At 40.4% G+C, this 13,493-nt stretch carries 11 protein-coding genes; 4 read left to right on the top strand and 7 right to left on the bottom strand.

All coding sequences use genetic code 11. The annotated features are described in order from the left end of the window. Nucleotides 1–104: 104 nt before the first annotated feature. Nucleotides 105–518, bottom strand: coding sequence for a pentapeptide repeat-containing protein (locus tag KME09_10900; protein MBW4534431.1), 414 nt, complete (start codon nt 516–518; stop codon nt 105–107). Between the two features lie 129 nt (nt 519–647). On the opposite strand from KME09_10900, the gene KME09_10895 reads away from it, so the two are divergent. Further along, nucleotides 648–1,322, top strand: coding sequence for a GNAT family N-acetyltransferase (locus tag KME09_10895; GenBank protein MBW4534430.1), 675 nt, complete (start codon nt 648–650; stop codon nt 1,320–1,322). 109 nt (nt 1,323–1,431) lie between these two features. Further along, nucleotides 1,432–2,073, top strand: a complete 642-nt coding sequence (locus tag KME09_10890) for an LON peptidase substrate-binding domain-containing protein (protein MBW4534429.1) — start codon at nt 1,432–1,434, stop codon at nt 2,071–2,073. 264 nt (nt 2,074–2,337) lie between these two features. Here KME09_10890 and pheA read toward each other — a convergent pair whose 3' ends face one another. Further along, entirely contained in the window at nt 2,338–3,183 is an 846-nt protein-coding gene (gene pheA, locus KME09_10885) for a prephenate dehydratase (protein ID MBW4534428.1), read from the bottom strand. A 118-nt stretch (nt 3,184–3,301) separates the two neighbouring features. Between pheA and KME09_10880 the strand changes: the two genes are divergently transcribed. Beyond that, nucleotides 3,302–3,886: a DUF1997 domain-containing protein gene (locus tag KME09_10880; protein ID MBW4534427.1), complete on the top strand. Its 585-nt coding sequence runs from the start codon at nt 3,302–3,304 to the stop codon at nt 3,884–3,886. On the opposite strand, the gene KME09_10875 is transcribed toward KME09_10880, so the two are convergent. From KME09_10875 to sat, 5 genes are all read right to left on the bottom strand, one after another. Continuing rightward, entirely contained in the window at nt 3,852–4,532 is a 681-nt protein-coding gene (locus KME09_10875; GenBank protein MBW4534426.1) for a ribonuclease HII, read from the bottom strand. The genes KME09_10880 and KME09_10875 overlap by 35 nt on opposite strands. Before the next feature lie 51 nt (nt 4,533–4,583). Then, a complete protein-coding gene (locus KME09_10870) occupies nt 4,584–6,668 on the bottom strand; it encodes an Rne/Rng family ribonuclease (protein MBW4534425.1) in 2,085 nt (694 codons plus the stop codon). Between the two features lie 1,103 nt (nt 6,669–7,771). After that, nucleotides 7,772–9,019: a lipid-A-disaccharide synthase gene (locus KME09_10865; GenBank protein ID MBW4534424.1), complete on the bottom strand. Its 1,248-nt coding sequence runs from the start codon at nt 9,017–9,019 to the stop codon at nt 7,772–7,774. A 29-nt stretch (nt 9,020–9,048) separates the two neighbouring features. Continuing rightward, entirely contained in the window at nt 9,049–11,334 is a 2,286-nt protein-coding gene (locus tag KME09_10860; GenBank protein MBW4534423.1) for a caspase family protein, read from the bottom strand. A 186-nt stretch (nt 11,335–11,520) separates the two neighbouring features. Then, nucleotides 11,521–12,684 (bottom strand): sulfate adenylyltransferase, encoded by a 1,164-nt coding sequence (gene sat / locus KME09_10855; protein MBW4534422.1) that lies wholly within the window; start codon nt 12,682–12,684, stop codon nt 11,521–11,523. A gap of 184 nt (nt 12,685–12,868) precedes the next feature. On the opposite strand from sat, the gene KME09_10850 reads away from it, so the two are divergent. Then, nucleotides 12,869–13,426, top strand: coding sequence for a peroxiredoxin (locus KME09_10850; protein MBW4534421.1), 558 nt, complete (start codon nt 12,869–12,871; stop codon nt 13,424–13,426). The last annotated feature ends 67 nt before the right edge of the window (nt 13,427–13,493 follow it).

Raw genomic sequence — 13,493 nt, 5'->3', positions numbered from 1 at the left:
AACCCTTTAGGGTCGCGTCGCCCACCCTACGAAAGAAGGGCGATTGCACTGAAGAATTGGGATTATCCAATGAAAATAGATTTTCCGAAATAGCGACTAATAAATTACCAGAAAGGATCGACATCTCTCAACCTGGCTTTATCGAAATCAGCAGACCCAAGTTTGCAGTCTTGGAAAATAACTTGCCAAAGACTAGCGTCAGTCCAAATGGTGTCACTGAAATTGCAGCGATACAAAATAGAGTTGTCAAACTCAACCCCAGTCATATTAGAACCAGTGAAGTCAATATCTTTCCATCCCGTACAGTTCCAAATAGTATTGCTGAAATTAGCGTTTCTCACAATAGCACCACTCAAATCGATGCTAATATAAGACCTCTCAAAATTGATTCCACTAAGATCGATACCTCTAAACAAGCCCTCATTCCAGCCCCAAATTCTAAGGTTAATGAAATCGCGTTCCCCAGCAGTAAATCTTCTGAGAAGTTCTTCACCACGGATTTTTTGTTGTTTGGACATTAAGAAAAATTACTTATGGCGATCGCTCTATCATTTTTTTTGCTCCTTAAATTTACTTATAAAGGATAGTTTTGTAAGAATAAAGGTGGAAAAATTAGCCATTCAAGTAGATAGCTCAATTTGGTAGCCATGGAAAAATATAATATACAGCTAGAAATTGTGGAATTAACCCCACGAGATTTTGATCTGGCTGCTGCTTTATTAGCTAAGGGTTTTTATAATAATCCCGCTCATGAATATATTTTTGTCGATCCATCAACTAGGATGGAGTTACTACAGTGGGGATTAAAAGCTAACCTAAAACTCAACTTTGCTCCACTTATGGCTATCGGTCAAAGTTTTGCTTTAGTTGAAAAAAATCAACCTCCAGGAAAAAGGCACATTAAAGCAATGGCTTGTTGGCATCCTCCCGAATATAGTTCTCCTGGTCTTATAGCCCAAGTTACATCAGGCTGGCTATTCGCATCGTTTAAATTTGGCCAAGAAACATGTCAACGCATGTCTGAAGTCTTGACTGCAATTGAGAAAATCAAAGAGCAAGTATTAGCTCAAAATAAGGCATGGTATCTCAATAATATGGTGGTCGAGCGAGAACTAAGAGGAATGGGAATCGGTACAGAACTTCTGTCTCAACAGTTACAATTGAAAGTTATTCCTTCTGGCTTTCCAGCGATTGTAATGACTCAAAAAGGAACAAATGTTAGATTTTATCAAAAATTAGGTTTCAAAATTGCTGATAAGTCAACTATCGGTAAAGGTGAAAATGCTTTTATTAATTGGTGTTTGATCTTCGATGAGAGGTGATTATTTTTTTAATAAAAATCAAGGATTTTGGAGTGAATACCTTCTGTTAAGAAATCAGCTAAAGTAAATAGGTAAGCAATCATACCAAACATAACTACAATAAGTTTAGATGGCATCTTCTTCAATCGCAGTTAGAGAACTACCCTTATTTCCTCTTCCTGAATTAGTATTATTTCCCAGTCGTCCGTTACCACTACATATATTTGAATATCGCTATCGGATCATGATGAATACGATTCTAGAACACGATCGCCGTTTTGGAGTCTTGTTTATCGATCCCGCTACTGGGAAAATTGCTGAATATGGCTGTTGTGCCGAAATTCTTCATTTCCAAAGACTGCCTGACGATCGCTTGAAAATGCTCAGTTTTGGACAGCAAAGATTTAAAGTTTTAGAATACGTGCGGGAGAAGCCTTATCGTGTGGGTTTAGTTGAATGGGTTGAAGATCAGCCAGCAACAGAAGATCTTACGCCTATGGCAACAGAAGTCGAGACTTTATTAAAAGATGTAGTACATCTTTCGGCTAAATTAACCAGTCAAAAAATTGAACTTCCAGATGATCTACCTAGTTCTCCTACAGAACTGTCCTATTGGGTAGCAAGTAATTTATATGGTGTAGCCTCAGAACAACAGATTCTTTTGGAAATGCAGGATACTTTAGAACGCCTAGAAAGAGAGCATGAGATCTTAAGCTCCACCCGTAGTCATTTAGCAGCCAGAACAGCCTTAAAAGATGCTTTAGATGATTAATCGGCGGTGGTAATTGAATGCATGACTTACAAAGTGTTTCGGTTCATAGCTTTCAGCTATTAGCTCTTAGCTATTAGCTCTTTTGATTTAAATAGCTTGCAGCCAAATTAAAAATCATACCTCTATTTACCAATGCCGATTAATCTAGATAATAGAGCAACAGATATGAGGTAGTAGGTAGTAGTTAAAAATGTCCTAACATTGTCTAATATTGATATATTTAATAGTTAGGCAAAAATTATACATTGCATATATAGACAGGGTTTAAGCTGATATTGGTAAGAGATTATAGTTACCAAATATTTTTAAAACTTCCGTGCAGAGGGATAACTCAGTTAAGGCATCTCTTATTTTCTCATCATGAGAGTTGCCTTCTAAATCAATGAAGAAAATATACTCGCCTAAAGAACGCTTCGTAGGACGAGACTCAATTTTGCTCAAATTAATATTTTTACGCGCAAAAATTTCTAAAGCTTTAACCAATGCTCCAGGGGCATTTTGAGGCAAACTAAAGGCTAAAGCCAGGTGACTACCGCGATCGCTAATTTGTGAACTAACAATCCAAAAACGTGTACAGTTATCTGGGCTATCTTTAATATCTGTCTTTAATAAGGGGATGTCGTAGATTTTAGCGGCTCTCGGTGCAGAAATGACTGCTGCGGTTGGCTCATCCTTAAGTAGCTGGATTCCGTCTGTCGTCGATTTTGTCGGTACAAGCTGTACCTGGGGTAAATGATTTTCCAGCCATTGCTGACATTGCGCTAGCGCTTGAGGATGAGAATAGACAGTTTTTAGCTCTGCTAGTGAATTAGCATAGGACAATAACCCGTGGCAAATCGGTAGAGTTAATTCTTGATGTACCTGTAGTTCTGGCGATCGCCATAAAGTATCTAGAACGACTGTTACACTACCTTCAATCGAGTTTTCGATCGGCACGACTGCTCGATCGGCTTCACCTTTAATCACAGACTGCATCGCTAAAGCAATACTGGGATAAGGTTTCAAGCTAGGTGTTAATTGCTGGCTACTCGATAACCAGGCTGAATATGCCAAAGCAGCAGTTTCGGAATTAGTTCCTGTAGGGCCAAGGTAAGCAAGGGATAGCTTCATGAAAACTAAAATTTATTAAGACTAAAGTATTATTTGTTCACATAAAAAGAATATAGTCACGAAATGTAACTTAAAATTAATAAATTAATAAATAACAAAACATCGGCAGTTTCACACAATGTACGTTAGCTTTAACGCCTCAGAATCAGTTCAAATATCGGTCGATAATCAAGCAACGCCAATTCAACATTACCTCCGTCAGCCTCAAAGGTTGGTACAAGCGATCGCCGATCCGCAGCTAATTAAACAGATATCTGATGATTTGTATGAGCTGAAGATGCGACCAATTAACTTTATGGAAATATACCATTTTCAGCCAATTGTCCAGCTTAAAGTCTGGTCTGGATCGAAAAGTAGTGTCTATTTAAAGTCGGCAGGTTGTCAAATTAAAGGCATTAATTACATTAATAATCGCTTTAGCCTCAAGTTAAAAGGTGTTTTGTATCCTCATGAACAGAACGGGCAGACTACTTTAGAAGGACAAGCGGATTTAGAGGTAGGAGTTGAATTACCTACGGCTTTAATGTTTACACCTAAATCATTTTTAGAGCGAGCTGGTAATAAGTTGCTCAAGGGCGTTTTGGGCCGAATCAAGCAAAAATTAATGACTCAATTGGTACAGGATTATATTGCGTGGGCATCAGAGTCAGTTCAGCCTCAAGCAGAATCTACTCCAAAATTAACTCCTGATTTAGGGTTTTAATTTCGATTTGTTCACTATTAGCCAGATTTAAATGACAAGGTTTAAAAGAGCGACGGTGTTCGGGAGTAATTCCCAGCTTGGCGATCGCCAAACGATGTTTAGCAGTAGGATAACCTTTATTACGAGCCAAATCATATGCAGGATACTGAGCAGCCCAGTCCGTAATTAGTTCGTCGCGCCATACTTTCGCCAAAATACTGGCAGCAGCAATAATTGGCGATCGCAAATCTCCTTTGACTACTGTTTTTTGAGCCAGATTTAAATTAGGAACTAAAAAGTTACCGTCTATTAGGCAGATATTAGGAGTAACAGGTAAGTTCAAAATAGATCGCCTCATTGCCAACAAAGAAGCCTGCAAAATATTTAGCTCATCGATCTCCGCAACAGTAGCAAAGCTAATTTGCCAGCCTGTAACTAAGTCTTTGATTGGTTGGATAAGTTCTTGCCGTTTTAGAAGCGACAATTTTTTACTGTCTTTAACTCCTAGAGCAATTAGCTGAGGTATAGCCCAAAGTGGCAGCACGACTGCTGCTGCCACTACAGAACCAAATAAAGCACCCCTACCAACCTCATCCACCCCTGCAATCAAGGTATCTTGGGCAGTATATTCGGTGAGTAAAGAACTATCAAAACCAGATTGATTCATTAAATCTTTTGCCTGAATAAAAGATTAACTCTTTGTCATCTAGACTTTTGATTATTGAGTAGCAGATGAACGGCGACGACGGCGACGGCGAACATTTTGGGCTTCAGCTTCTGTTTCTGTTTCTGTTTCCAGCTCTTCTATCGCTTCAGGCTCACTTGGGGAAAATTCGACTGGAGCAAGTTCGGCTATTACCTCTAGTTCACTGGGAGAAAATTCAACTACTGTCTCTGGCTCAGTGAATACTTCAGACTCTTCTACAGCTTCAAGTTCAGACTCAACTTTAACTTTTGGTTTTCTCCCTCTAGTTTTGAGCTTTTTACTCGCTTTTAGTTGTTCGATTGTGCCGTTGGTTGTTGCTGTTTCTGGCTCATCTTCAGGTAATTCTTCGCCTGGCTTTTTGACGTAGACTAAAACAGATTTAGGATCGGTGGCTGCTCGATCGGCATATACCAAAGGAGAAATACCCATTAAGGCATAAATTTCTTGTTCGAGATCGTTCATCTCTACAGTAACTTTTTCTAAACTAGCTTCATCTCGACGAGGCGATCGCGATCGCGACTTCCGTTCTTCCTCATTATTAGCTAAAGTTTGCTCTAGATTTTCGTCATTTACTCTTGCTTCTTGTTCAATCAACTCGTCTTTGATTAATAGATCATTACGACGGCTACGACGACGACGACGACCATTATTGCTCGCACCCTGTTCTTGATAGTTGGGATGATTAATTAAATCTGATGGCTGCTGATCATCATCTCCTGTGTTAAGCGTATTCTTAGTTGCGATCGTGATTTTCTCTGGTCTTTCTGTGGGAGCAGGAATTACGGGGCGAATAGTAGCTACTGGTTCACGAATTGCCACAGGGGTCATAATTGGCACTGTTTCTAGTGCTTCAGCTTCTTGTTTGCCTGGTAGATGGGCTATTTGACCTAAACCACCGCAGGTATGACAAGTCTGACCAAATAGTTCGTATATGTTTTTGCCTTGGCGCTTACGAGTTAGCTCTACCAAACCGAGTTCCGACAGTTGAGCTATTTGAGGACGGGCTTTATCTCCTTTAAGAGTATTATTAAAATGTTCTAACAGCTTAATTTTGTCTCGATGGGAATCCATATCGATAAAATCGACCACAATTACGCCACCAATATTTCTCAAGCGCAATTGACGAGCAATTTCCGTAGCAGCTTCAGTGTTAGTCCACAGTACTGTTTCCCTGGCAGTTGCTGAACGAGTAAATGAGCCTGAATTAACATCAATTACCGTCAAGGCTTCCGTTGGCTCAATGATAATATATCCCCCAGAAGGCAGCTCTACTCTGGGTTTTAATGCCTCTCTAATCGCAGCATTGACACGATAGTAATCGAGAATTGGCTGGGATTCCCGATGATGATCGATAAATACGCCTTGGGGAGAACGTCCGCTACTCCAGTTAGCCAACTGCTGCTTGATTCTTTTTACTCCTGAAGAGGAGTCGATCATAATGGTATTAACTTCGGCTGAGTAAGTATCTCTCAGTACCCGCTGGATAAAATCATCATCGCGATTGAGCAACACTGGGGGTTTAGCATAGTTTGCCTGATACTGAATTGATTCCCACTGCTTTTGCAAAAATTCTAAATCTTCCATGATGGCTTCTTCGGCTTTACCATCTGCTTCAGTTCTAATCAATAGACCCATACCAGGTGGCTTGATCAGGATTGCTAAGGCACGTAGACGACTCCGCTCATTTTCATCTTTAATGCGACGAGATAATTTGACTCCTTTGCCATAGGGCATCAAGACTAAATAACGTCCAGGCAAGGTGATATTACCTGTAAGTCGAGGGCCTTTGTTTCCTGTCGGCTCTTTCATGACCTGAACTAAAGCTTTTTGTTGCGGAGCTAGTAGTTCAGTAATTGCTGCAGCGCTTCTTTTAAGACGCAAAGGGCCCAAATCTGTAACATGGATAAAACCATTACGTTCGCTGTTGCCAATATTAACAAAGGCAGCATCAATACCAGGGATAACATTTTCTACTGTCCCAAGATAAATATCACTTACCTGCTGATGACCCGTAGCAACGATCAACTCTTGAATTTGCTCTTCCCAGAAAACAGCTGCTATATGGTGTTGTTCTGCAATAATGATCTGTTTTGGCATAAATTTTCCTCAAAAATTCTGATGGCTGATTATCAATAAGCCTGTTTTAAAACCACACAATCCATTGATTGAGAAATGGTTAATTATTTTTATCTTTCTGGTCTCGATCGAAGCAAAAAAATTGTAACGTAGAAATAAACCAGTAACTTTCATATATCTAGTTATAGGTTGCTTAAAGTGTTGCCAGATAATTTTTATTTGAACATCCTTCCTGATGATTCAGCTACTTCTGTTCACACATAAAACTTTAGTTCTGTTAATTCATGCTCGTCCAAAATACTGGCAAATTAAACATTTTTGGTTTAGAAGCAGTAAAGGACTTCTTCTGGAGCTATTAGCTATTAGCTCTTAGCGTATGGCAGAAAAAGCTTTTTTTGGTAAAAACGAACGCTATCCCCTTAACCCTTACCCTGTCGATCGGGTTCTTAGACTATGCCATCAGGTTAAATTCAAAGCACACAGACAGGAATAATTACAGTTAATCCTTGCCGACTAAATGTAGGCGCAGTCCTTGGTAACTTTAAGCATCAACGTTTGATTTGATTTTGTCTAACCATCTCAGACAGTCCAGTGAATTAGTTATTTTAGTTCTCGACCATTAAAAGCATTGCTTTTTGGTTGCGTCTGGGGACGCCAGAGTCTCAATAATTAATGATTAAAGGTGTTGAAAGCATCCTTGCAAGATATGCATACCGCCCTGTACCCAAAGATTTACTACTAAACCTACTATTGGTCTAATTTTATGAGCAGAGCTTTGATTACGCAATGGAACAATGGAGTCTCAACAAATGGAATAATAACAGTTTACAACGCAGGTTGTAACGCACTCTAAAAACTAAGCCGATTCCATGTCTCTAAGAGAACGTGGCTGGATTTTACTTACTTTAGACAGCAGTTAGCTTAACTACTTCTCAAGGTTAACCCAGTTCAATTTACACTCTTTCAACTTATTATTAAGCGATCGCGCTTCTTGCTGAGAAGTCATTACTACCAAATATTAACCTGAATATAACCTTGAAGCATAATTTTTGACAAGGTAGCCAAGATTGTTTTAGAGCCATATGGCTGAGTATAGCTCGAAACTAGGCGAGTTTGAATGATTATTAAATTTTGCTTATTTCTTGCTTTATTATATCTGCGATCTGCTGCGCTGCGCCAGTTTGTCCTCTGACAGCATTCAAGCGATCGCTCATCATCTTCAGTCTATCAGGATGCTGTAGATAATCAAGAACCAATTGAGCCACTTGTTCTGGTTCTAGTTTACCAACCAGCTCAGGTACAATTTCGGTTCCTGCCCAAATATTTGGCCAAGCAAATAAGCGTCCTTGTTTTAATACCAGCCAATTGATTAGTTTGGCAAATGCTGTACCGACTCCTGGTAGATTAGCTAAAATGCCTGGCAGTCCATCCCAAGAGCGCATAGCATCAAGCTGTTGAGTGGGTAGTAGGACAATCATGGGAACTCGTAGCGCGGTTAATTCAGCAGTATTCGCCCCAACGGTAGTCAGACATAGTTGACAGTCAATGATGCTTTGGTAAGCAGGAAACTCAGTGATTAGCTCAATTTTTGTTCCTCCAGAAGTTATCAGATAAGGTGGCCGATCTGTTGGGTAAATTAGCTTTGCTGTCACATTCCCCAAAGCTGGGATCAAAGGGTTATGTTGCTGACTGGCATAATTACCTAAAGTAGTTAGTTCTAGAGTAGGTGCAACAGGAATGATAAATTTAGCTTGTGGTAGCTGCTGCTGAATTTTTTCGGCGATCGCTAAACACAAAGGAACTCCTTGAGATAGCTTGGCAGGCTTGGAGCCGACAAATAAACCCACCAGAGGAGTCTTTCCAAGATTAGACTGTTTAACCTCCAAAGCCACGTCTGCCATTAAGTCTCCCACCAGGGAAAACTTATGTCGATAGGATTTGGGAACTTGAGCGATCGCCTTTTGATTCATGGCTGCAAAGCGATCGACAAAACGATACCAGCGAGCATCCCATTCGGCATAGATCAAGCTGGAATATCCTAAACGCTTACTGATAGCCACGGTATAAAACTGATCTCCACCTAAGAAAACCACTATGCCACGCTGATGCCATTGCCAATTATCTTTAGTTTTACCCCAAAGCAAAAAAGACCAAAACTCGGCAGCAGGTAATACTCGATCTACTGCCGAATAACTTGAGGCGATCGCTGCTTCTTTGCCTGTACTATGGGGACAGGGAGACAACAACACCGAAATTCTAATTTCTGCTCGATCATCAGCAAAAACTTGAGTTAGAGCTTTAACGACAGGACGCACCCAGGTTGTCACTTCTCCAGGCCCATTCGACAAAATAACAATATCAGTTGCTTGCATTTATGTAATTACTGATTACTGATTACTGATTACTGATCATTGCTAGTCACTTCATAAACAAATTTTAAAGTTGCCCAGCTATTGACATCTAGAGCATAGACATCTTCATTAGGCAGGAGCTTGGTCGCCACTTCACTAGTATTGTGCAAATCTTGCATTAAAGCATTAACTACGGTGATAGGATTAGTCACATTCAGCACCTGCTGTTGATCCAGTTTAAAGTTTTGCTGGTTGGCAAAAGCTTTTAGGGTTTCAGTAAAAGGTTGAACCGAGAACATCACATAGAGAGTGTTAATTCCTGGAGATTCAGAAACTTTCCATTTCCAAGAATTTTCGGTAGGGGGAAGAACTAATTCTCCTTGAGGAGCGATCGCAATTTCTTCGAGCTGAACAGCTCCTTCAACAGTTGATGGTTGTGCTGGAGTATAGAGAGCATAGATATTACAGTGGGAATCAGTACCTAAGACAATGGTATATAGTTGGCGATCGTCTGTATTCCCCAGATTTAGCCTAATTTCAGTGCCTCTAGCGATTATAGGTAAGTTATTGGTTATTTCCGTCGAAGAATTAGTTGAGAAAAGCGTCTTTTTTGGTGATGCAAGGGTATTGGTGGCTACAAAAGTCGCTCTTTGCCAGAGTGGAGATTTTATTTCTGGGGTGAGTAAAGTAGCGTTGGCTTTAATTCGAGAAGAAAACTCATTGCTAGTCAACTCTAGCCACTTTGCCGCCAGTAAGTTATTAAACTGAGGTTGTAGACGCTCTATTGCCACTTTAACTGCTTCTTCTGCTACTCCCATAGTTTCAGCAATCAAATTTCCTCCCGCAGTGTAAAGACCATAAGCAAAAAGTTGATTACTGGGATCTAAATCTTTAGTAGGTGGCTCTAGCGTAGTCACAACCTTGCCAATTGAACAGTCAGCGTTTTGTTCCTTAACAACTACCGCCGAATTAATCGTCGGAATATTGGCGATCGCGCTGGTGGCATCAACCCTTTCAACGCGGTTTAAATTATGATCTAAGGCTAAATTCAAGCTCAAATGACGATTGAGCATACGGATCGATTCTTGGACAAACTGCCCTATTTTAAGGGGTTCTAGCGGAGATAGAGGTTCTGCTTTCGTAATCAAGCCTGCTCTAGATTTGACTTGAAGTTGTGGCGCTGAATTTTCAGGACTAGATACTAGACTTAAGCAGCAATTAACCCCATAGCTATTAATGACATTGGCAGGTAAACCTAATAACTTGATCTCAACATGATTGTTTTTATCTACTTTACTAATTATTCCCGCAGCATTGGGAGTATCATTTAGACCAAAATAATAGGCGATCGCCGCTGGCTCGGGATTACTTAGAGTCGGCTCTTGTTGCCTACCCATAAACTGTTCGACGGTTTCTGCGGTTCGAGCTAGGATCACCTGTACCTTGCTGCTAGGGGTAATGTGCCATAAATATTGAGTTAATGCTTGGGTGAATAGCCCAGTGCTAAAGCCATCCCAATGTCTTTCAACTGCTACTTGATTATTATCAGCAGCAGATAGTACTACTCCAGGGAGAGAAAGCGATCGCTTACTAGGCTTTAATCCCTTGTCAGCAAAATCATTCTGAAGCTGTGCTAGAAAGGCAAACTCTTGAGAACTAAGATGATTGGCTATGTTGGAGATGGAACGAACTTTAAAACTGCCATGTTTACTGCGGGGAGTTTGCTTGAAACTGCTATCTAAAACGAAAGTACATTTGTCGGTAGATAAAGTTTGTGCCAGTACTAAAAGAGTCTCTTCTAGGATACTGTTGGCTAAAAGATCTTTCTTATTGGAAGACAGCCCATCAACGGGAATAAAGCTGTTAGCCAAACGAAAACCATCATTACCATTTGTCTCTTTTAATGACTCTTCAGAAGCCAAAGGCATTTTAATCTGACCTCCATAGCCGCTGAAGTGAAACACCACTATGTCATCTGGTTTAGCCTGCTGGGTTAAATGCTCAATAAAAGCTGTTTCGATATTTTCTCTAGTGGCCTGGCGATCGCTTAAAGTTAAAATATCGCTAGAATTAAAGCCAAAGCGATGGATTAGTAGTTCTCTTTGTAGCTCCACATCCATTAAGCAGCCAGTTAAATTATCCTCTGCCGTATATTGATTGATACCGATTAGTAAAGCTAGTTTACGACTGGTCGGTTGTGCTAGAGTCTGCTGATATTTGAGTAAGGCTGCCAGACGGTTATGATTGCCAAGAGAAGCAATTCCTGCTTCGGTTGCTCCCCAAGTAAATAACGCCAGTCCAGCCTGCTGTAAAAAAGTTCGGCGGTCAAGTCCCATATTAGCTATTAGCGTTGAGAAATCTGCGATTAGCCTATCAATTGATAACTGCTAATATTATTTGAAATGCCAAGGTTACAGGCCAATATTGATCTATTCCAATTCAATCTTGCAGACCTGTAACCAATTATAGTATTTCACTTCGACAATTGATAGTTGCCTTAAACCCAAGCTTGAATGACAAGATTAATTAGCTTTCATTGCTCTGGCTAATTCTTCGGCGACTTTGGGACGAGAAAACTGTGGAGGAGGAGTTTTACCTTCTCTCAACATTGCTCTAACTTTTGTTCCCGACAGGTGAATTCGCTCATCTTTGGTGGCTGGGCTAGTTTTGGCTGTTGCCATTTGTTCTGTCAGGGTACAGTAGAAGGCATGTTCAAACTTAAGCGGGATAATGCCTAATTCCTCTGGAGTAAACTCACCAAAGATTTCTTGAGCATCGTAAGTGCCATAATAGTCGCCCACGCCAGCATGATCGCGACCGACAATAAAGTGAGTACAGCCGTAGTTTTTCCGAATTAAAGCATGGAAAATCGCTTCTCTAGGGCCTGCATAGCGCATTGCCGAAGGATTAATTGCCAAGACTACACGGTCTTGAGGAAAGTAATTTTCCAGCATAATTTCATAGCAGCGCATTCTGACATCTGCGGGAATATCATCGCTTTTGGTTGCACCCACCAGAGGATGCAGAAATAGACCGTCAACTATTTCTAAAGCGCATTTGATAATGTATTCATGAGCGCGATGAATTGGGTTGCGAGTTTGAAAGCCAACTATAGTTTTCCAGCCTTTTTCTTGAAACATGGCCCTAGAAGCAGCAGGATCGATCTGGTATTTAGGAAATTGAGGATGAGCTGCTCGTTCTAAAAGCCAAACTGGCCCAGCAAGATTAATTTCTCCTTGCTCGTAAACTACTTTAACCCCTGGGTGTTTGTTCTCAGAAGTACGATAGACGTTTTCGGCTTCTAACTCTTTATCGTAGGTATATTTTTCGGTCAGTTGCAAAACGCCAATAAATTTGCCGTCGGGATCATCAAGACGAACTAAACTACCAATTTCTAAAGGTTCTGCTACTGCTGATGTGACGGAAAGGGTTACAGGTACAGACCAAGGCAGATTATTAGCCAGACGCATTTCTTTGACTACGCCTAAATAATCATTTTGACCCATAAAACCGCTAATCGGACTAAAACCACCGATCGCAATCATAACTAAGTCGGAAGTTGCCCTTTCATCCAACTTCACTCGGGGCAAAGAATCTGCTTTAGCCAAAAAATCTTGTTTTTCTTGGGCGCTAGCTAGGCGATTTATTAGCTCTCCGCCATGGGGTGCAATCAAATCTGTACTCATAATTCTGGATTTTTATTTATATGCTATTGGGGCTTGTCGGAGGAACTGTTGTAATCAATAATTGGCAGCCTACGCTCAGTTTAAAACTACAGCACAGCATGTTAGTCGACGTAGATTAATTTTTTGTTATGGTTTCAGCATTACTTGTAATCTTATGATAAGTAAATCATATTTTATGTACATTATGAAGAGTCTGTTTTCAATTCGGTTTTGGTTGAGTATTGTCTTGTGTTTAGTGCTTTTCGCTCAAGCACCATCTAGCTCCTGGGCAATGGGAGGCAAACAACCAGAAATCGACCAGCCAGCTCCAGAATTTATCCTCAAAACCAACACAGGGGATGGGGATATTGCTTTAAATGATTATTTAGGGCAATGGGTTGTACTCTATTTCTACCCTAAAGATTTTACCTCTGGCTGCACCATCGAAGCCCGCCGTTTTCAGCAAGATTTAGCAGAATACGAAGCGAAAAATGCCCAAATTTTAGGAGTTAGTGTCGATGATGTTGATTCTCATGCTGAATTTTGTGATTCAGAAGGGTTAAAGTTCCCCTTATTGGCTGATACAGACGGTAGTGTGAGTAAAGCTTATGGCTCTTGGCTGAGTGGCATGTCCCTCAGACATACATATTTAATCGATCCTCAAGGGATTTTACGTGCCACTTTCTTAGGAGTTAGACCAAGTATTCATAGTCAAGAAGTATTAGTACGTTTGTCTGAATTGGCACAAGAAATATCTAGTTAAAAATTGTTTTAGTTACAATAGATATCAATCAATCTTGATTATTTTTTACTACGAGCGTAGTTAAACC

It is taken from the genome of Pleurocapsa minor HA4230-MV1 (assembly GCA_019359095.1).
Classification (GTDB): domain Bacteria; phylum Cyanobacteriota; class Cyanobacteriia; order Cyanobacteriales; family Xenococcaceae; genus Waterburya; species Waterburya minor.
The sequence above is the reverse complement of the archived record's forward strand: the minus strand, read 5'-3'. Positions and strand labels throughout refer to the sequence as shown.